Origin of the sequence: Bradyrhizobium australiense, from assembly GCF_013114825.1 — a bacterium.
GTDB lineage: Bacteria > Pseudomonadota > Alphaproteobacteria > Rhizobiales > Xanthobacteraceae > Bradyrhizobium > Bradyrhizobium australiense.
Window position 1 is genome coordinate 77,759 of sequence record NZ_JAAVLX010000008.1, and the last position, 18,836, is coordinate 96,594.

Genomic DNA, 18,836 nt, shown 5'->3' on the forward strand with positions numbered 1-18,836 from the left:
AGGATGAGCGGCTAGCCGAGCAGCAGCGCCGTGCCGGCGACCATCAGCGCACAGCCGACGAACAGGATGGCAGGCCAGCGCATTCTGCGCTGAACGTAACGCCCCTGCGCACGGCGCTCGGTGATGAGCGCCGTCTCGAATTCTTCGGAGGACGAGAACATGCAACCGAAACCGCCGCGGGTGGAGGCTGCGGCCGCTTCGAGCGACATCAGGGCAGCCTGTGGGTTTCGCCTGCGGGATGAATCCATGACGCAGATGATATGAACGGAATGGTAAACGGCAGGTTACCGGCAGGCCCTGTCCTATGGAGAGCGATCCAAAGTGTTGGATCAATCTTCCGAGATATCGCCTTGTTTGAGCAGGACGTTCAAGTCGTCGCCGGCACCTGGTATTGCGAAGCCGCGCTCCCGGCGGTCTTGCGCCGCCACTTCTCGAGCGACAGCGGCAGCTCTTCCGCGGCCTCGACGCGGTTGCGGCCGCCGCGCTTGGCCCGATAGAGCGCCGTGTCGGCCGCCGCCAGCAACACATCGAGCTCCGTGCCCGCCGGACCGCCGGCGACGCCGATGCTGACGGTGGTGTCGACCGGGCCTTCCTCGCAGACGATGTTGGACGCCTCGAACGCCTCGCGTACGCGCTCGGCCACGATCACGCCCTCTTCCAGTGGACATGCCAATAACGCTGCGAACTCCTCGCCGCCGATGCGCCCGGACAGATCGCTGATGCGCAAATTGCTGATCACGACGGTGGAGAACAATTTGAGGATCTCGTCGCCCGCGGGATGGCCGAAGCGGTCGTTGATGCTCTTGAAGTGATCGATGTCGAAAATCATCACCGTCACCGGCCGCCCGGCGGCGGCCTCGCGTTCGATCACCCGGTTGCAGGCTTCCGTAAAACCGCGGCGGTTCAACATACCGCTCAACGGATCGACCGAGGCCGCGGTCTTGTGCACCGTCACGGCACGATCCGACACCAGCATGAAGATCACGAACACAGTGCCGATCGCATACAAGATCAGTTCGATCGAGAATGCCGTCACCCATATGCTGCTGGTAAAGGTCTCGTCATGCGGGCGCAGCAGGCTGCCGAGCAGGATCGGCAGCGCCAGCACGCAACCATGCATGATAGGCACGGCAATCGTCGGCCAGCGCTTTTGCATCGTCCGCCGCCGTTCGCTCCACAATTCGGAAGCCGTCAACCCGGCATAGATCGCGACGATCGCCGCACCGACAATCAGCCGCATCGCGGGATTCAGAGATGGCAAAGCCAGCACCGTGCCGACCCAGGCGATCGCGCCAAAGAACAGCCCCGGCAGATTGGGCTTGCGGCCGTGGAATACCCGCGAGGCGTTCCAAACCATGCCGCAGGCCACGAAGCCAAGCGCATGCAGCGTCAGCAACAGCGGCTCGCCGAGTGTAGCGCCGCCCACGGTCCAGATCGCCACCGACGATGCGCCAAGCAGATAGGCCGTCCCCCACCACTTCAAGGCTGGAATGTTTTCCTGCTTGCCGAACAGCACCAGCATGGCCCCGAGCATGCCTGCGACCATCGTGGCAAATACATACAGCGTGGAAGTATCGAACGACATGGGCTCACCCGAACGCGTGTGATGCTACTTGTTCGGCGCACACTGAAAATGCAATTTCGCGCCATCGCATCAGGGACACTAGGCGACCCGTGTTCCGATTTCGTGAGTGCGGGTAAGCAAGTTTTCACGAAAATCCGTGGTAACCCATCACTAAATAGTAAGCAAAAAGGGCGCCGATCGGCGCCCTCTTTTCGTCTGGTGAATGCAGCAATCCGCTGCAAATTTTAGCGAAGCAATTAGCGCTTCGAGAACTGGAACGACTTGCGCGCTTTCGCCCGGCCGTACTTCTTGCGCTCCACGGTGCGGGAGTCGCGGGTCAGGAAGCCGCCCTTCTTCAGCACGCCGCGCAGATCCGGCTCGAAGTTGGTCAAAGCCTTCGAGATGCCGTGACGCACGGCACCCGCCTGGCCCGACAAACCACCGCCGGCGACTGTGCAGATGACGTCGTACTGGCCGGCGCGCGCGGCCGCGACCAGCGGCTGCTGGATCAGCATGCGCAATACCGGACGGGCGAAATAGACGTCGACCTCGCGGGTATTAACCGTGATCTTGCCGGCGCCCGGCTTGATCCAGACGCGGGCGACCGCGTCCTTGCGCTTGCCGGTGGCGTAGGCGCGCCCGTATTTGTCGACCTTCTTGACGTATTTCGGCGCTTCCGGAGCGGCCGTCTTCAAAGACGCCAACTGGTCGAGCGACTGCATGGTATCCGACATCTTATGCGGCCCTCATGTTCTTGCGGTTCATCGAAGCGATATCAACCTTCTCGGGCTGCTGGGCCTCATGCGGGTGTTCGGCGCCGGGGTAGACGCGCAAATTGCCCATCTGCACGCGTCCGAGCGGACCACGCGGAATCATGCGCTCAATGGCCTTCTCGACCACGCGCTCGGGAAAGCGGCCCTCGAGGATCGACTTCGCGGTACGTTCCTTGATGCCGCCGATGAACCCGGTGTGCTTGTAGTAGACCTTGTTGTCGCGCTTGCGACCGGTCAGCACCACATGCGCCGCATTGATTATGATAACGTTGTCACCGCAGTCGACATGCGGGGTATAGGTGGGCAGATGTTTGCCGCGCAGGCGCATGGCGACGAGGGTGGCGAGCCGGCCGACCACCAGACCCTTGGCGTCGATCAAGACCCACTTCTTGGTCACCTCGGCGGGCTTTGCCGAATAGGTTTTCATGTGAGGAAATCCGTGAAAATGGAAATCGGCGCCAGATGCGCCGAACTGGCCGGTTTCTAGAGAATGGTGCGCCATCCGTCAACGTTGATGCACGAGAATTATCTCTGTAATAACAGCGGTCTACGAATATGGTGCAATATTACCATCAAAAAGCTTACGTATTTGGAATGGAATAGGTCGCCGTCACATGGGCGATCGGATCGGGTGACGAGCCCGAGAGCAGGTTCACCTCCCCGACCGCGAGCCGTTTGCCGAGTTTCAGCAGGCGCGCCGCGGCCAGCACGTCCTGTCCCGGCTGGCCCTTGCGCAAGAAATTGATGTTGAGATTGGTCGTCACCGCCAGCCCCACCGGGCCGATCGCCGACAGCAGCACCACATACATCGCGAAATCGGCCATTGCCATTAGCGTCGGCCCCGACACCGTGCCGCCTGGACGCAGCATGCGTTCGTCATAACGCCGGCGCAGCAGGCAGGTCTCGCCGTCGGCGCCCTCGATGGTGATATCGCCATCGCTGAAGGCCTGCGGAAATTCCTCGCGGAGGAACTTCTCCAGCTCAGCCACGCTCATTTTCGCTGCCGCCATGCCACCTCTGCCCCTCGATTAAGGCTGCCTGTTACATTACGTTGTCATCAAAGCCAAAATGAAAATCCTGGAGTGGAAACCTCAGAGATGTCAGCCCAGACTGCCCGCGCGCCCGCACCGCAACCTGCGATCCTGCTGCAGGAAAATATCGGCAGCATCCGCGTGCTCACCCTCAACCGACCGGCCGCGCGCAACAGCCTGTCGGAGGGCCTGATCGCCGAGCTGCACGCTGCGCTGACGGAAATCCACGACGACAACAGCGTCCGCGCCGTCGTCATCGCGGCCAACGGTCCAGCCTTTTCCGCGGGCCACGACATGAAGGAACTGACCGCGCGCCGCAGCGATTCCGATCGTGGCCGCGCTTATTTCGGGCAGGTCATGAACGCCTGCAGCGCAATGATGCAGGCTGTCGTGCATCTGCCGAAGCCCGTCGTTGCCGCCGTGCAGGGCATCGCGACCGCAGCCGGCTGCCAATTGGTGGCGAGCTGCGATCTCGCGGTCGCCTCCGAGGCGGCGGGCTTCGCCACCCCCGGCGTCGATATCGGCCTGTTCTGTTCGACGCCCATGGTGGCGCTGTCGCGCAACATCCCGCGCAAACAGGCTATGGAGATGCTGCTCACGGGCGAGCCGATTTCGGCGGCCGTGGCGAAGAATATCGGCCTTGTCAACCGCGTGGTCGCCGCCGGCACCGAGCGCGATGCGGCGATCGCGCTGGCGCAGAAGGTGGCGCTCAAATCCGCCTATACCGTCAAGCTCGGCAAGGAGGCGTTTTATCGCCAGGCCGAAATGAGCCTCGCCGACGCCTACCGTTATGCGGCGGAAGTGATGACCGAGAACATGATGGCGCGCGACGCCGAGGAAGGCATCGGCGCGTTCATCGAGAAACGCGAGCCGAAGTGGCAGGATAAATAGAGGCTCCTCATCCTGAGGAGCCGCGCAAGCGGCGTCTCGAAGGATGCGGGCTGGTCTGTGGCCTCCTGGTTCGAGACGCGCGTTCCGCGCTCCTCACCATGAGGCTCTGAGGAAATCAAATGAACCACGACGCCTACGACGACAACTACATCCGCAGCATCCTCAACAACGTGAAATCGATCGCGATGGTCGGTGCCTCGCCGGTCAATGTGCGGCCGAGCTATTTTGCGTTCAAATATCTGGCGCAGCGCGGCTACGACATGATTCCAGTCAATCCCGGTCATGTCGGAAAGAGTCTGCTCGGCAAGCCCTTCGTCGCCTCGCTCAGGGATATCGGCCGTCCCGTCGACATGATCGATATCTTCCGCAGCTCCAGCCACATTATGCCTGTCGTCGAGGAAGCACTGACATTGTCACCGCCGCCGAAGGTGATCTGGATGCAGCTCGGCGCCCGCGATGACGCAGCCGCCGCGAAAGCCGAAGCCGCCGGCCTCAAGGTCGTGATGAACCGCTGCCCGAAGATCGAGTATGGTCGGCTGTCGTCGGAAATTTCATGGATGGGCGTCAATTCGCGCACGCTGAGCTCGAAACGCGCGCCGATCCCGACGCAGGGCATGCGGTTGTCGCTGAACCGGATGAGCGTCGGCGGCGGCGCAACGGCAGCATCGGATCGCGCAGCAAAGAACAAAAGCGAGCCGACGTGAAGCAATACGAAACGATTATTTCGAAAACGCGGCCTGACCAAGCGGACCCGTTTCCAATCCGCCACATGTGAACGCCTCGCCTTGACGGCGGACGCGGCTGCGATCAGCATGCCGCGCATTTTGAGCAAGCCAAAGAACAGGACGAAGAAGAATGACCGACCGTCTCCCGGGATTCTCCACACTTGCCGTGCATGCCGGCGCGCAGCCCGATCCCACCACGGGCGCGCGGGTGACGCCGATCTATCAAACCACGTCCTTCGTGTTCAATGATGCCGACCATGCCGCCTCGCTGTTCGGGCTGCAGGCGTTCGGCAACATCTATACCCGCATCGGCAACCCCACGACTGCCGTATTGGAAGAGCGCATGGCGGCACTGGAAGGCGGCACCGCGGCGCTGGCAGTTGCGTCGGGTCACGCGGCGCAGGTCGTTGTGCTGCAGCAATTGCTGATGCCGGGCGACGAGTTCATCGCCGCGCGAAAACTCTACGGCGGCTCGATCAACCAGTTCACGCACGCGTTCAAGAGCTTTGGCTGGAATGTTGCGTGGGCCGACCCCGACGATATCGGCAGTTTCGAGCGCGCGGTAACGCCGCGCACCAAGGCGATCTTCATCGAATCGATCGCCAACCCCGCCGGCAGCATCACCGACATCGAGGCGATCGCGGAAGTGGCCCGCAAGGCCGGCGTGCCGCTGATCGTCGACAACACGCTGGCAACGCCGTATTTGATCCGCCCGATCGATCACGGCGCCGACATCGTTGTGCACTCGCTGACGAAATTTTTAGGCGGCCACGGCAATTCGCTCGGCGGCATCATCGTTGATGCCGGCACGTTCGACTGGTCGAAGGACAATAAATATCCGATGCTCAACGAGCCACGCCCGGAATATCACGGCATCAGGATCCAGGAGACCTTTGGCAATTTCGCCTTTGCGATTGCCTGCCGCGTGCTGGGCCTGCGCGACCTTGGTCCGGCGCTGTCGCCGTTCAACGCTTTCATGATCCTGACCGGCATCGAGACGTTGCCGTTGCGCATGCAGAAGCATTGCGAGAATGCCAAGGCGGTCGCGGAATTTCTTGCCGGCCATTCCGCGGTGGCGTCGGTGAACTATGCGGGCCTCGCCAGCGACAAGTACAACAGGCTCGCGCGCAAATACGCCCCGAAGGGCGCCGGTGCCGTATTCACCTTCAGCCTGAGGGGCGGCTACGACGCCGGCGTCAGCCTGGTGTCGAACCTGAAACTGTTCTCGCACCTGGCCAATGTCGGCGACACCCGCTCGCTGGTGATCCACCCCGCCTCGACCACGCACAGCCAGCTCGACGATGAGGCGAAGGTGAGATCCGGCGCGGGGCCTGACGTGGTGCGCCTGTCGATCGGCATCGAGGACAAGGAAGATCTGATCGCCGATCTCGAGCAGGCGTTGGTGGTGTGAAAGACGGGGCCGTCATTGCGAGCGAAGCGAAGCAATCGAGAGTCCCGTGGGCGCAGTCTGGATTGTTTCGTCGCTACGCTCCTCGCAATGACGGGGCAAAAGCCTCGGTCCTCTTGGCCCGGTTGCATATGGCAATCGCCTCCGCGGCTGCCATTTCCTAGCTATCCAAGCCTCTCGTTAACGGTCATTCCGGCATAAAGTGGTCCAGATCCGCCCCCGATGATTCGGAGCAAACGATGCTGCGCTGGATGATGTCACTGCTTGTCGCGATCTTCACGATCGGAAACGCTGCTGCCGCCAACGGCCCGGCCACCACCAAACGCGCTGCGGTTCGCGCCGCCAGTAATTTGCCGCCGGGGCTGCCCCGCGCCCATTACAAATACCGAACCACCGTCGCACCCGCCACGGCCCCGCTTTACGAGCGGCGCGGCCGGCAATTGGTGGTGGTCGAGGAAGAGGATCCGGACGTCCTGTTCACGCCGGTGGGCGTGATGCCCTACGTACCGCTCGTCAACGGCACGCCATTGCTGGCCGGGTCGTCGACCCTGCCCGGCTATTACGGAACGAGCCATTCCTACAGTTATGACGGGCCCTATTACGGCGGTCGCTACACGCCGTATTGGGCTCGCCTGCCCTATGCCTGCGGCGTGTACGGATATTGCTAACGGCGCATCAACGACGGAGACGGACAACCGAGGTGGCAGGGGCATCGAAAAAAAACAGGGCAACAGGTTCTGCCAACGCGATCACGGCGGATCTGGTCGCGGTCCTCGTCGCCGTCACCGACGGCGAACCGAAGATCATGACCATCGCCAACGACGGCGCGCTGCCGAGCGGCCCGTTCGAATTTGCGCACCGCTCGCTGCAGACGGGATTGCGGTCATGGGTCGAGGCGCAGACCGGCCATCCGCTCGGTTATGTCGAGCAGCTCTATACGTTCGCCGATCGTGGGCGGGCCGGAGATGCCACGTCACCGCATTCGATCTCGATCAGCTATCTCGGGTTAACGCGCGAAGACAAGGTCGGCCAGGGTTTTGAGGCGCACTGGTCCGGCTGGTACGAATATTTTCCATGGGAGGATCGCAGGGCCGGTGTCCCCGCTTCGCTCGCTAAGACATTGGCATCGCGGCTGCGGGCGTGGGCGAAATCCGCTGAGACCACCAGTCTGCAGCGCGAACGCTGGCAGCGGGCCGCCATTACATTTGGCCTTGACGATCGCGAATGGAACGAGGAGCTGGTGTTGCAGCGCTACGAACTGCTCTACGAGGCCGGCCTGATTCCGGAAGCCGTCCGTGACGGGATAAGCGCCGCCGCAGTCATTCCCGGCCGGCCGATGACCGGAGATCACCGCCGCATTCTCGCCACCGGGATCGCGCGCCTGCGCGCCAAGATCAAATACCGCCCCGTGGTGTTTGAACTGATGCCGGCGGAATTCACCCTGCTGCAATTGCAACGCAGTGTTGAGGCGCTTGCAGGCCGCTTGGTGCACAAGCAGAATTTTCGTCGTCTGATCGAGCAGCAGCAACTTGTTGAGGAGACTGGGGCAATCGCCGCCGACACGGTCGGCCGCCCCGCCAAATTGTTCAGGTTCCGTCACGGCGTGCTGGCCGAACGGGCGATCGCTGGAACCAAGCTTCCCTTATCGCGCACTTGACTTCGGTTATGCTCAGGATAAGTATAAGCTAGGATATACTCAAGGAGAGTATAAATGGCCGACATCAGCTCCGCCGCGCTTGCCCGCGTTTCACCGCTTTACGATCGGGTCAGACGAGTGATCCCGCCGCCTGAATGGGCCGTGTTTGCCGAGGATGTCGATGCCATCCTCGAACTAAAACAAAGCCGCAACGCCGTCGTCCTCGCGCATAACTATCAGACACCTGAAATCTTCCACGGTGTCGCCGACATCGTCGGCGATAGCCTCTTGCTGGCGCGCGAAGCCACCAAGGTCGATGCTGATATCATCGTGCTGGCCGGCGTGCACTTTATGGCCGAGACAGCCAAGCTGTTGAATCCGGAAAAGACCGTGCTGATCCCCGACCTCGCGGCGGGCTGTTCGCTCGCGGACTCCATCACCGCGCAGGACGTGCGCCTGATGCGCCAGCGCTATCCCGGCGTTCCCGTCGTCACCTATGTCAACACCTCGGTAGCGGTGAAGGCGGAATCCGACATCTGCTGCACCTCCGGTAATGCGCTCAAGGTCGTGGAATCGCTCGGTGCCGAACGCGTGATCATGCTGCCGGATGAATATCTGGCGCAAAACATTGCCGCGCAGACAAACGTGAAGATCATCGCATGGAAGGGCCACTGCGAGGTGCACGAGCTGTTTACGGCCTCCGACGTCCGGCAACTGCGCGAAAATCACCCCGACGTAACCATCCTGGCGCATCCGGAGTGCCCGCCCGAAGTGGTAGCGGAAGCCGATTTCTCCGGCTCGACGGCCGCGATGTCGGATTACGTCGGCAAGCAGCGGCCGCCCCGGGTCGTGCTGCTGACGGAATGCTCGATGAGCGACAACGTCGCGGTGCTCCACCCCGAGGTGGAGTTCATCCGGCCCTGCAATCTCTGTCCGCACATGAAGCGGATCACACTGAAGAATATCCGCCATGCGCTGGAAACCGGCCGGCACGAGGTTACGATCGATCCCGCGATCGCTGCGCCCGCCCGTCGCGCCGTCGAAAGGATGCTGGCGCTATGAGCACGGAGATTTCAGCGCTGGCCAACCGTCCGGTCATCATCGGCGGCGGCGCCGCCGGATTGATGGCAGCGCTTCAGATGGCGCCCGAACCGGTCGTGCTGTTGTCGAAGGCGCCGCTTGGCGCGGAGGCGTCAAGCCTGTGGGCGCAGGGCGGACTGGCCGCAGCGATGGGCGATGATGACGACCCTGCTCTGCACCTGGCCGACACGATCGCCGCTGGCGCGGGCCTGTGCGACGAAGCCGTCGCGCGCCGGATTGTCCAGGCGGCGCCTGCGGCCGTCGAGCACCTCGCCAGGCTAGGTGTCGCATTCGACCGGCGGCCCGACGGCGGCTGGCGGCTCGGCCTTGAAGCCGCACACAGCCGAAACCGCATCGTGCACGCTACCGGCGACGGCACCGGGCGCGAGATCATGCGTGCGCTGATCGCAGCGGTCCGCCGCTGCCCTTCGATCACCTTGCTTGAAGGGGTCGAGGCGCGAAGCCTGATCGTCGAAGACAACTCCATCAGGGGCGTACTTGCGGTGAATGCCAAGAGACCGCTCGTGATCGACACCACCCGTGTTGTGCTGGCGACTGGCGGCATTGGCGGCCTGTTTCTCGACAGCACCAACCCTGCCGGCTGCTTCGGCCAGGGACTGACGCTGGCGGCACGCGCGGGCGCCAAACTCTCCGATCTTGAGTTCGTCCAGTTTCACCCGACCGCCTTCGACGGGCCGTCGCGCCCGATGCCGCTGGTAACCGAGGCCGTACGCGGCGACGGCGCCATCCTGATCGACGACACCGGACAACGCTTCATGGCCGATCAGCCAGGTGCCGAGCTCGCGCCCCGCGACATCGTCGCCCGCGCGGTCTGGCGCCGCCGCGCCGAAGGACATCGCGTCTTCCTCGATGCGCGGCAACATCCGGGAGCGGAATTTGCAACACGTTATCCCGTCATCTCCGCCTTCTGCAAAATGGCCGGGATCGATCCCGCGACCGATCCGATTCCGGTGAGGCCGGCGGTGCACTACCATATGGGCGGTATCGCCGTTGATATCGAAGGCCGCAGCAGCGTGGACGGCCTCTGGGCCTGCGGGGAAGCCAGCCGCACCGGGCTGCATGGCGCCAACCGGCTCGCCAGCAATTCGCTGATGGAAGCCATCGTCTGTGCGCAATGGGTTGCAGAGAGCGTCACGGGCGCGAGCCGCGGCACGCTGAAAGCGCGCGTGGCCACTGCGCCTCCCCCCGCGTCCGATTCTTCGGCCGTGCGGCCGATCCTGTCGAAAGGCCTCGGCGTGCTCCGCGAGCGGCACGGCATCGAACGCGCGATCCGCAGCCTCTATCCGCTCGCCAACAGCAGCAGTGCAGCTTCCGATCCCGCGCTGATCGGATTGATGATCGCGGTCGGCGCCTGGCAGCGCGAGGAAAGCCGCGGCGGGCATTTTCGCAGCGACTTCCCCGACGCCTTGCCGTCCGCTGTGCCTTCATCCATCTCGCTTGCGGACGCGCTCGGCACCGCACGCGATATCGTTGGAACCGAATTCCTGTCTACCGGGAGCGCCCAGTCGTGACACTATCTCCACTTCTGCCTGTCATGTACGAGCCGCTGGTTCGAACCGCCCTGCTCGAAGACTTGGGCCGCGCCGGCGACATCACCGCGGACGCAATCGTTCCGGCCGACAGGCACGCCTCGCTGGTGCTGCGCGCGCGCCAGCCTGGCGTCGTGGCCGGGCTCGACATTGCGCGCTGTGCGTTTCAGCTCGTCAATCCTGCCATGCAGCTCGAGGCGGAACGCCCTGACGGCAGCGTGGTGGCGCCGGGAGACGTGATCGCAGCGATCGAGGGACAGGCGCGCGGGCTGTTGACCGGTGAACGGACGGCGCTGAACTTTCTTTGCCATCTCAGCGGCGTCGCGACCGCAACGGCGTCGCTGGTATCGGCCGCGCAAGGCACCAAGGCGCGCATCGTCTGCACCCGCAAGACCACGCCCGGATTGCGGACGCTGGAAAAATACGCGGTCCGCGCCGGCGGTGGCAGCAATCACCGTTTTGGCCTCGATGACGCCATTCTGATCAAGGACAACCATATCGCGCTGGCCGGCGATATCAGGACCGCGATCGAGCGCGCAAAAGCGCATGCCGGTCACCTCGTCAAGATCGAGGTCGAGGTGGATACCCTGTCGCAACTCGAACAGGCCCTTGCGGTTGGCGTGGATGCTGTACTGCTCGACAACATGACGGTCGAGCAACTGCGACAGGCGGTGGCGATGACCGGCGGCCGGGCGATCACCGAAGCCTCCGGCCGCGTCACGGCCGAGACGGCCAAGGCGATTGCGGCGACCGGCGTCGACCTGATTTCCGCCGGCTGGCTGACCCACAGCTCCGCCGCACTTGATATCGGACTCGACTATCTCGGACTCAACCGGCAGGTAGCGTAGCTTTCGGCGGATTACTCGGCCGCGCGCATGGTGGCCTTGTCTTCGCGCATCAGGCGGTTGTTGCGCTGGACCACCGAATAGGTCGCTAGCGCAAACAGGATCACCAGGCCCTGGATCGATAGCGCTTCCATCGACGGATTTAGGCCGATCGCGGTCAGGAACGCCGAGCCCTTGATTTCGGTTACCGTGATGATCGCCTGTTCCTGGAACTCCTGCACCGCCTCGCCGATGAACTTGATCGCCATCACAAACAGGAACGCCGAGGTGATGATGAACAGCGGGCGCAGCGGAAGCTTTCGCGCAATCAGGTTGATGAAATAGAACAGCACGGCAAGGCCCGCCGTCGCCGCCGCCAGGCCGGCGAACAGCCCCGCGCTCCAGCCGCCTTCGGTCGTCGCCAGCGCGTTGATGAACAGCACGGTTTCGGCGCCCTCGCGGAACACCGCGAGGAAGGCCAGCGCGCCGACCGCCCACACCGTGTCCTGCGACAGCGCATGGTCGGCCTTGTGCGCGAGATAATCCTGCCAACCGCGCGGATCCTGCTTCACCATCAGCCAGCCGCTGACATAGAGCATCAGGGCAGCGGCGAAGAGAATGATGATGCCTTCGAGGATGTCACTGTGCTCGCCGGAATTGAGTACCGCGAACAACCAGGCGGCGACGATGCTGGCGCCCACGGCCGCGAGCGCGCCGCCGTACAGCGCCTGAAGGCGGTGGGCGGCGCCGGCCCTGGTCAGGTAGCCCGCGAGTGCCGCGATCACCAGCATGGCTTCGAGCCCCTCGCGGAGCAGGATGACGGCGGCCTGGATGAATGCTGACGACATGAAACGGACCTTCGTTTTGGTTCGTTTTATCGCCCAAACGATTCAAGTAAAGCGGTCGCACGCCACACAAATGCGTCAAGGCTGGCGCGCGGCCAGAAAGCCCTGCAAATCGGGCATTTCCTGAGATGGCGCAAGATTAGAATTGCTCAATTTCAGCCGGGCTGTCCGAGCGGCATCGCCAGCTTCTGCTGGTCGCGCTCCGTGCGCCGCGAAGCCAGACGTTCCGTCTGCAGGACCGCCAGCGTCAGGACCACGATCGCGATGGCCTGATGGGCCAGCGCGAGATCGATCGGCACCTGATGCAGCAGCGTAAGAATGCCGAGGCCGGCCTGCAGAGTGATCGCCGCCAGCAGAGACCAAGCGCCGCCGACGACGGCGATACCGGCCCGCGACCTCACGCTATCGACCGCATGAAGGACTGCCAGCGCCAGCAGCGCATAAGCGGTCATGCGGTGCTCGAACTGCACGGTGAGCGTGTTGTCGAACAGGTTGCGCCACCACGGCTCCTCGAAGAACAGCCGCCCCGCCGATGGAATGAAGGCGCCGTCGATCTCGGGCCAGGTGTTGTATACCCGGCCCGCCCGCAGGCCCGCGACCAGCGCGCCAAAATAAATCTGGACGAAAGTCAGGGCGAGCACAGCCGCCCCGGAGATCTTAAGCCGAGCGGGAACAACCGGCTGCGGATGCACGCTCATCCGTCGCAATGTCCAGACGATCGACGCAAAGATAATCAGCGCCAGCACCAGATGCGTCGCCAGACGATACTGGGACACTTCCGTCCGCTGCGAGAGACCAGAGGCGACCATCCACCAACCGACCGCGCCCTGCAGCGCGCCGAGGGCGAAGATCAGCCACAGCCGCTTTTTCAATTCGGCGCTGAATGCGCCACGCCACAGGAAGTACAGGAACGGCAGCAGGTAGACCGCGCCGATCACGCGCCCGAGCAGGCGATGGCTCCATTCCCACCAGAAGATGGTCTTGAACTCCGACAGGCTCATGCCGGCGTTGAGTTCGCGGTACTGCGGAATGGCCTTGTAACCCTCGAACGCCTGCGCCCATTGCGCCTCGTTGAGCGGCGGCAGCGTACCGGTAACCGGCTTCCATTCCACGATCGACAATCCGGATTCCGTCAGCCGCGTGGCGCCGCCGACCAGCACCATGAGAGCGATCAGCGCGGCGACCACGATCAGCCACCATCGGACGGCGCCGGCCTGCTGTGCGGAACTAACGGTCATGAAACCCGTTTTGGTCGCCCCCTAAGGCGCGCTTGATTGAATTGGCGCGCCCCTTATAGTCCGCCTCTTCCCGCGCGCAACCCGCCACGAGCCCGACAAATCCGCCATGACGATACGCACCCGCAAATTCTTCGGAACCCTCGCTTTGCTGGCGTTGGTCCTGGTGTGGTCGCTGTTGGGAATGACCATCGCCCAGACGCCATGGCTGGCCAATTCGGGCCTGCTGCAGGCGATCTTCTATGTCGTGGCAGGCCTTGGGTGGGTGCTGCCGGCGATGCCGATCGTGAGCTGGATGTCGCGGCCCGACCGCGCCGCCTAGATCAGACCCAATTGTCCCGGGTCGGCCTGACCGCGGGAAACATCATCCCCGACAGCATCACGCGCATCATGCGCAGCGAATCCTGCCGTCCGTCCCAGGCGATACGCGGCAATGCATGCAGGTTCGTATATCCCTTGGCCTCGACGATGCCCGGGATCGTCGATACCGCGCTAGCAAAACCTGCCTCCTGCGCCATGACGACGTGCTCGCGGCGCCAGGATTGCCGGTCACCGAACGGATACGCAAAATGCCTGACGGCGCGGCGCAAGGCAGCCTCCGCGACGGCCTTTCCCATCGTCATCTCGCGTTGCGCCTCGGCCTCCTTCAGGTTGGATAACACGTGATAGTTCACGGTTGCACTGCCGAGCGTCACCAGCGGATCAGCAGCGAGCTTGGCCAGATCGTCCCAGTCCATCGAGGCAGCGCGCGACAACCCCGCGAGATCGACGGAATAGCGCGTGCAGAGGTCATGGATCGCGAACGAAAGATCCGGCGGCGGCAGCGTTCGCATCCAGCTCGTCAGAAATTCGAACGTATCATACTTCTCTGGCGTGCTGCGCGTTGAGAAGCGCCGCTCTCTGCGGTCCATCACCAGGATGATGCGATCCTCGCGCGCGATCATGTCTTCCAGCGCCAGCCACCAGGCTTCGCCGAGCCCATCCGGAAATGCCGTCGGGAAGTAGACGGAGAAGGGCACGCCGTGCTTCGCCAGAATGGGATAGGCCTGCGTGATGACATCCTTGCAGCCGCCGTCGAATGTCAGGCAGGCAAACCGATTGGCCTTTGGCAGCGTGACCGCCCGCCGGCACACCTCGTCCATCGTGATCAGGTCGAAGTTCCAGCGCTTCAGCGCACCGAGCGTCCGGTCGAGAAACTGCGGCGTGATTTCACGCCACCGGTTGGGCTGAAACGGCCGGGAATCGCACGGACGAACGCGCTCGAACCGCAAAATGACGCCGGCCCCGCCGCTCTCGCGCTGCTTCAGCCTGAAATAACCGCTGAAATACGCGAGCTCCATCCAGGCCCGCCGCCAAATTCCGATATCCGACGCCAACGTCCCGCCCTCAACATGCGGTCGCGCTGCCCCGCCGCGCCCGCATTGTATTACCCTTTGTTGACATTTCCCTGCGAAGGTCGGCCAAAGCCGAAATTGTAAACAAATTCATATAACACGGGCTCTGCGATGACCATGGCTGCCGCAATTAAAGACCAAACGGCGGATCGAGATGTATGGTCGAAGGCGAGCCGCATCGCCGGCATCGAGGTCGTTCACGACCTCGCCGCCGCCGAAGATGTCTGGCGCAGCCTCGAAGGCGCGCAAAGCTTCTTTACGCCGTATCAGCGGTTCGACTTCCTTAGCCCCTGGCAGCGGCAGGTCGGCGCGCGCGAAGGCCTCGTTCCCTTCATCGTGATCGCCTACGACGCGCAACGCCGTCCGCTGCTGCTGCTCCCGCTCGCACTCAGGCACGCCTATGGCGCGCGTTGCGCCGGTTTCATGGGCGGCAAGCATTCCACCTTCAACATGGCGCTGTTCGACCGCGATTTCGCCGCAAGCGCAACGCAAGCCGATCTCGACGGCCTGATATCGGCGATATCGCAGCAGTCCGGGGCCGACGTCCTCGCGCTGCACCAGCAACCGGTTCGCTGGCGCGACCTGCCCAATCCGTTCGCTTTGCTGCCGCATCAGCCATCCGCCAATGATTGCCCGCTCCTGGTGATCCAGCCAGACGCTGCGCCCGCCGCGCTGATCAGCAGCTCGTTCCGGCGCCGCCTCAAGGGCAAGGAACGCAAGCTGCAGTCGCTGCCCGGCTATCGCAGTTATATTGCATCGTCAGAGGCCGACATCACCCGGCTGCTCGACTGGTTCTTCCGCGTCAAGCCGCTGCGGATGGCGGAGCAGAAGCTGCCGAATGTCTTCGCCGATCCCGGCATCGAGGAATTCGTCCGCAGCGCCTGCATCGCGCCGCTCGCCGGCGGCAGGCACGCCATCGACATCCATGCGCTGGAATCCGACGAGGAAGTGATCGCGATCTTCGCCGGCGTCGCCGACGGCCATCGCTTCTCGATGATGTTCAATACCTACACGATGTCTGCGAATTCGAAGTACAGCCCGGGCTTGATTTTGATGCGCGAGATTATCGATCACTATGCCGGACAGGGTTATCGCGCCCTCGACCTCGGAATCGGATCGGACGACTACAAGCGGCTGTTCTGCAAGAGCGACGAGCCGATCTTCGACAGCTTCATCCCGCTCAGCCAACGCGGCAAGCTTGCCGCCAGCGTGATGTCGGGTCTCAACCGCACCAAGCGGCTCGTGAAGCACAATCCGGCGCTGCTGGAGATGGCGCAAAAGCTGCGCAGCGCGTTTAGCTAGAATCAGTGTCAGACGGTAGGGTGGGCAAAGGCGCACTTGCGCCGTCCCCCCATTTCACGGCTTCAGCTGAATGGTGGGCACGCTTCGCTTTGCCCACGCTACAAGATCGTTCACGCCGCCACCACACGCGGGCCGGGCTCGACGGCATCGGGTGCATGACACGGTTTGCTCAGCATTATCACCTCGGAAAAGCCGACCGCCTTGAGCTGATCGCACATCGATGCGCGCGCCTCCTGCGTCATTGACGCTTCGGGCACAACGACCGCCCGCGCCTGCGACGTCAGCAGTTCAGCCGGCAGATCGGAGGCCGTGCCGGCATCCAGCAGCACGTGATCGTAAACCCGCAGCAATGCGTCGATTGCAAGTGTGAGCCGCGGCGACTGAAGCTGTGCGCGGTCGAAGCCGGGGCGTCCGGCGCTGACCAGATGAACCCGCGACATCATGTCCTTGGTGATGATCTGCGCAAACGAGGCTTCGCCCTGCATCAGTTCGGCAAGCCCCGGCGCCACCGGATCGACTGATGCCGCCGCCATCGCCGGCGAAGAGGCCACGAGATCGACCACCACGACTTTTGCCTGCCGCGCCATCAGCCGCGCCAGAGTCAATGCGGTCAGCGTGATGCTCTCGCTCGATGCCGTGCCGAGCACGGTGACCTTGTGTGAAGCGTGACCTTCACCAACCAGCGCATCAGCCAGTTGCTCGATTTCACTGATGTCCGCGGCATCCATGCGAGGGCCATCCGCGCGCGGCTCGTGCAATACTGGCTCGGACGCGTGATCCGCGGCAGCGAAGTCCGCCGCAGGAAGCTCTGGCGCGATCGCCGGCGCACGCACCGGTTCCGGCGGAAAAGCCAGGAGAATTTCAGGCGCAATTTCACGCACAACTTCCGGCGAAGCCCTACCTTGCGTCCGCGGCGCGGTCATTCGCAAGAGCTCGCCGGTCGCGATCGCGCCTGACGTGAGCAGCAGGGTCGCCAGCGTCGCGATCAAGACGATCGGCAGCTTCTTCGGATAGGCCGGCGTGTTGGAAACCGTCGCGCGGGAGATGACGCGACCATCGGCCGGCGCCGCCTCGATATTTTCGCGGGTGTTCGCCTCACGGTATTTGGCGAGATAGGATTCCAGCAGGTCACGCTGGGCCTTGGCCTCGCGCTCGAGTGCACGGAGCTGCACGTCCTGGCCGTTGGTCGAGGACGCCTGCTTTTTCAACTGATCGAGGCTCGCCGTCAGGCCTTCGACCCGGCCGCCGGCGATGCGGGCGTCGTTCTCCAACGAGCGGGACACCTTGCCCGCCTCCTCACGCAACTGCCGATCGAGATCGGCAAGCTGGGCCTTCAATTCCTTGATACGGGGATGACCGCCGAGCAGCGTCGAGGATTGCTCGGCGAGTTGCGCGCGCAGCGTCACGCGCTGCTCGGACAGCCGCCGGACCAGTTCGGAATTGAGCACCTCGGAAGCCTCGATCGGCCTGCCGCTCTGAAGCATTTCCTTGATCAGTCGCGCCTTCGATTCCGCATCCGACTTCAGCGCGCGGGCATTATTCAACTGCGTGTTGATCTCGCCCATCTGCTGGTTGGACAGCGTGGTATTGTTGGTGCCCACGAACAGGCTCGACTTGGAGCGGAAATCCTCGACTCGCGATTCGGCCTCGGCGACTCGCTTGCGTAAGTGGTCAATTTCACCCGAAAGCCACTGGCTCGCGGACTTCGCTTGCTGCTGCCGGGCGTCCTGCTGCAGCACCAGATAGCCTTCCGCGATCGAATTAGCGACACGCGCGGCGAGTTCGGGATCGCGCGACTGGAATTCGACGACGATGACGCGGGACTTGTCGACCGCATAGGCCGTGAAGCGGTCGTAATAGGCTTCCAGCACGCGCTCTTCCGGCGTCAGCGAAAACGGGTCGCGCCCGATACCGACCAGGGCCAACAGCGACCTCAGCGGCGAGGACCCCTGCAGCACCGGATCGAATTCGGGACGCTCGGCAAGCTTGTTCTTTTTGATGATCTCGCGGGCCAGATCGCGCGATTGCACCAATTGCACCTGGCTGGTGACGGCCTCGGCATCGAGCGCGCTGCGCTCCTCGTTGCGCTCGCCGTTCGGCCGCAGGAAAACGTTCTCGCGCCCGTCGACCAAGATGCGCGCTTCCGACTTGTAGCGCGGCGTGATCATGTTGACCGCGGCCAGCGACAGGACGAGTGCCAGCACTGTCGGAATGATGATCCAGTTCCGCCTGCGCATCAGCGCCTGACCGAGCGCGTGCAGATCGAGATCTCCGGATTCGGAAGTGCCAACAGGCTTTTGAGCCGGAGGCGCCGGTCTTGCCACAGCCCGCTGCACGACCGGCTTGTCCTTGCCTGCACGCCAAAACGCCAAACGCATCGCACACTCCCGCGGACGCAATTATCGGTCCACTCGACCGGGGCGATTACACTTCATTATGGTTGCTGCTGGGTTAATTTGCCGTGTCTGCGCGCCCGACCGCGCTTCACGCGCGCGCAGTCATTTTTTGTTAACTATCAAAGCCCTTAATCGGCGAATACTTTTCCAGGATTCCTGTAATGCGAGGCGTGCTCGCCCCT

Annotated in this window: 19 protein-coding genes; 10 read left to right on the forward strand and 9 right to left on the reverse strand. The window is 63.2% G+C overall.

Annotated elements, in window-relative coordinates; translation table 11 throughout:
* Nucleotides 1–11: 11 nt before the first annotated feature.
* The 5 genes from HCN58_RS24385 to HCN58_RS24405 form a co-directional block, all read right to left on the reverse strand.
* Nucleotides 12–248 carry a hypothetical protein gene (locus tag HCN58_RS24385; RefSeq protein WP_171581932.1) on the reverse strand — a complete coding sequence of 79 codons (237 nt, stop codon included), beginning with the start codon at nucleotides 246–248 and terminating at the stop codon, nucleotides 12–14.
* A gap of 119 nt (nucleotides 249–367) precedes the next feature.
* Entirely contained in the window at nucleotides 368–1,585 is a 1,218-nt protein-coding gene (locus tag HCN58_RS24390; protein ID WP_171581933.1) for a GGDEF domain-containing protein, read from the reverse strand.
* A gap of 236 nt (nucleotides 1,586–1,821) precedes the next feature.
* The gene (gene rpsI / locus HCN58_RS24395) at nucleotides 1,822–2,298 is read right to left on the reverse strand and encodes a 30S ribosomal protein S9 (RefSeq protein WP_171581934.1); all 477 of its coding nucleotides are present in this window, start codon (nucleotides 2,296–2,298) and stop codon (nucleotides 1,822–1,824) included.
* A gap of 1 nt (nucleotide 2,299) precedes the next feature.
* On the reverse strand, nucleotides 2,300–2,764 hold the full coding sequence (gene rplM, locus HCN58_RS24400; RefSeq protein ID WP_057839142.1) for a 50S ribosomal protein L13: 465 nt from the start codon (nucleotides 2,762–2,764) through the stop codon (nucleotides 2,300–2,302).
* Between the two features lie 154 nt (nucleotides 2,765–2,918).
* Nucleotides 2,919–3,347: a PaaI family thioesterase gene (locus tag HCN58_RS24405; RefSeq protein WP_171581935.1), complete on the reverse strand. Its 429-nt coding sequence runs from the start codon at nucleotides 3,345–3,347 to the stop codon at nucleotides 2,919–2,921.
* 87 nt (nucleotides 3,348–3,434) lie between these two features.
* Here HCN58_RS24405 and HCN58_RS24410 point away from each other — a divergent pair, with 87 nt between their 5' ends.
* The 8 genes from HCN58_RS24410 to nadC all read left to right on the forward strand — a co-directional run bounded on the left by HCN58_RS24410 (nucleotide 3,435) and on the right by nadC (nucleotide 11,506).
* A complete protein-coding gene (locus HCN58_RS24410) occupies nucleotides 3,435–4,259 on the forward strand; it encodes an enoyl-CoA hydratase (RefSeq protein ID WP_171581936.1) in 825 nt (274 codons plus the stop codon).
* 119 nt (nucleotides 4,260–4,378) lie between these two features.
* Nucleotides 4,379–4,963 carry a CoA-binding protein gene (locus HCN58_RS24415; RefSeq protein ID WP_171581937.1) on the forward strand — a complete coding sequence of 195 codons (585 nt, stop codon included), beginning with the start codon at nucleotides 4,379–4,381 and terminating at the stop codon, nucleotides 4,961–4,963.
* Nucleotides 4,964–5,114: 151 nt separating this feature from the next.
* Nucleotides 5,115–6,395, forward strand: a complete 1,281-nt coding sequence (locus HCN58_RS24420; protein ID WP_171581938.1) for an O-acetylhomoserine aminocarboxypropyltransferase — start codon at nucleotides 5,115–5,117, stop codon at nucleotides 6,393–6,395.
* A 248-nt stretch (nucleotides 6,396–6,643) separates the two neighbouring features.
* On the forward strand, nucleotides 6,644–7,060 hold the full coding sequence (locus tag HCN58_RS24425; RefSeq protein ID WP_235983843.1) for a hypothetical protein: 417 nt from the start codon (nucleotides 6,644–6,646) through the stop codon (nucleotides 7,058–7,060).
* A gap of 32 nt (nucleotides 7,061–7,092) precedes the next feature.
* A complete protein-coding gene (locus HCN58_RS24430; RefSeq protein ID WP_171581940.1) occupies nucleotides 7,093–8,049 on the forward strand; it encodes an NUDIX hydrolase in 957 nt (318 codons plus the stop codon).
* A 54-nt stretch (nucleotides 8,050–8,103) separates the two neighbouring features.
* Nucleotides 8,104–9,090, forward strand: coding sequence for a quinolinate synthase NadA (nadA, locus tag HCN58_RS24435; RefSeq protein WP_171581941.1), 987 nt, complete (start codon nucleotides 8,104–8,106; stop codon nucleotides 9,088–9,090).
* The gene (locus HCN58_RS24440; protein WP_171581942.1) at nucleotides 9,087–10,640 is read left to right on the forward strand and encodes an L-aspartate oxidase; all 1,554 of its coding nucleotides are present in this window, start codon (nucleotides 9,087–9,089) and stop codon (nucleotides 10,638–10,640) included. The genes nadA and HCN58_RS24440 overlap by 4 nt, the downstream gene beginning before the upstream one ends.
* Nucleotides 10,637–11,506 (forward strand): carboxylating nicotinate-nucleotide diphosphorylase, encoded by an 870-nt coding sequence (nadC, locus tag HCN58_RS24445; protein ID WP_171581943.1) that lies wholly within the window; start codon nucleotides 10,637–10,639, stop codon nucleotides 11,504–11,506. The genes HCN58_RS24440 and nadC overlap by 4 nt, the downstream gene beginning before the upstream one ends.
* Nucleotides 11,507–11,517: 11 nt before the next feature.
* On the opposite strand, the gene HCN58_RS24450 is transcribed toward nadC, so the two are convergent.
* Together HCN58_RS24450 and HCN58_RS24455 are read right to left on the reverse strand one after the other, a co-directional pair.
* Nucleotides 11,518–12,330, reverse strand: a complete 813-nt coding sequence (locus HCN58_RS24450) for an FTR1 family iron permease (protein WP_171581944.1) — start codon at nucleotides 12,328–12,330, stop codon at nucleotides 11,518–11,520.
* Nucleotides 12,331–12,482: 152 nt separating this feature from the next.
* Complete coding sequence (locus HCN58_RS24455; RefSeq protein ID WP_171581945.1) at nucleotides 12,483–13,565, reverse strand: COX15/CtaA family protein; 1,083 nt, start codon at nucleotides 13,563–13,565, stop codon at nucleotides 12,483–12,485.
* A gap of 106 nt (nucleotides 13,566–13,671) precedes the next feature.
* Here HCN58_RS24455 and HCN58_RS24460 point away from each other — a divergent pair, with 106 nt between their 5' ends.
* Nucleotides 13,672–13,884: a DUF2842 domain-containing protein gene (locus tag HCN58_RS24460; protein WP_171581946.1), complete on the forward strand. Its 213-nt coding sequence runs from the start codon at nucleotides 13,672–13,674 to the stop codon at nucleotides 13,882–13,884.
* 1 nt (nucleotide 13,885) lies between these two features.
* Here HCN58_RS24460 and HCN58_RS24465 read toward each other — a convergent pair whose 3' ends face one another.
* Complete coding sequence (locus HCN58_RS24465; RefSeq protein ID WP_171581947.1) at nucleotides 13,886–14,902, reverse strand: polysaccharide deacetylase family protein; 1,017 nt, start codon at nucleotides 14,900–14,902, stop codon at nucleotides 13,886–13,888.
* Between the two features lie 165 nt (nucleotides 14,903–15,067).
* Between HCN58_RS24465 and HCN58_RS24470 the strand changes: the two genes are divergently transcribed.
* Nucleotides 15,068–16,258: a GNAT family N-acetyltransferase gene (locus HCN58_RS24470; RefSeq protein WP_171581948.1), complete on the forward strand. Its 1,191-nt coding sequence runs from the start codon at nucleotides 15,068–15,070 to the stop codon at nucleotides 16,256–16,258.
* A gap of 110 nt (nucleotides 16,259–16,368) precedes the next feature.
* Here the strand turns inward: HCN58_RS24470 and HCN58_RS24475 are convergent, their stop codons facing one another.
* Entirely contained in the window at nucleotides 16,369–18,636 is a 2,268-nt protein-coding gene (locus HCN58_RS24475; RefSeq protein WP_171581949.1) for a GumC family protein, read from the reverse strand.
* Between the last annotated feature and the right edge of the window lie 200 nt (nucleotides 18,637–18,836).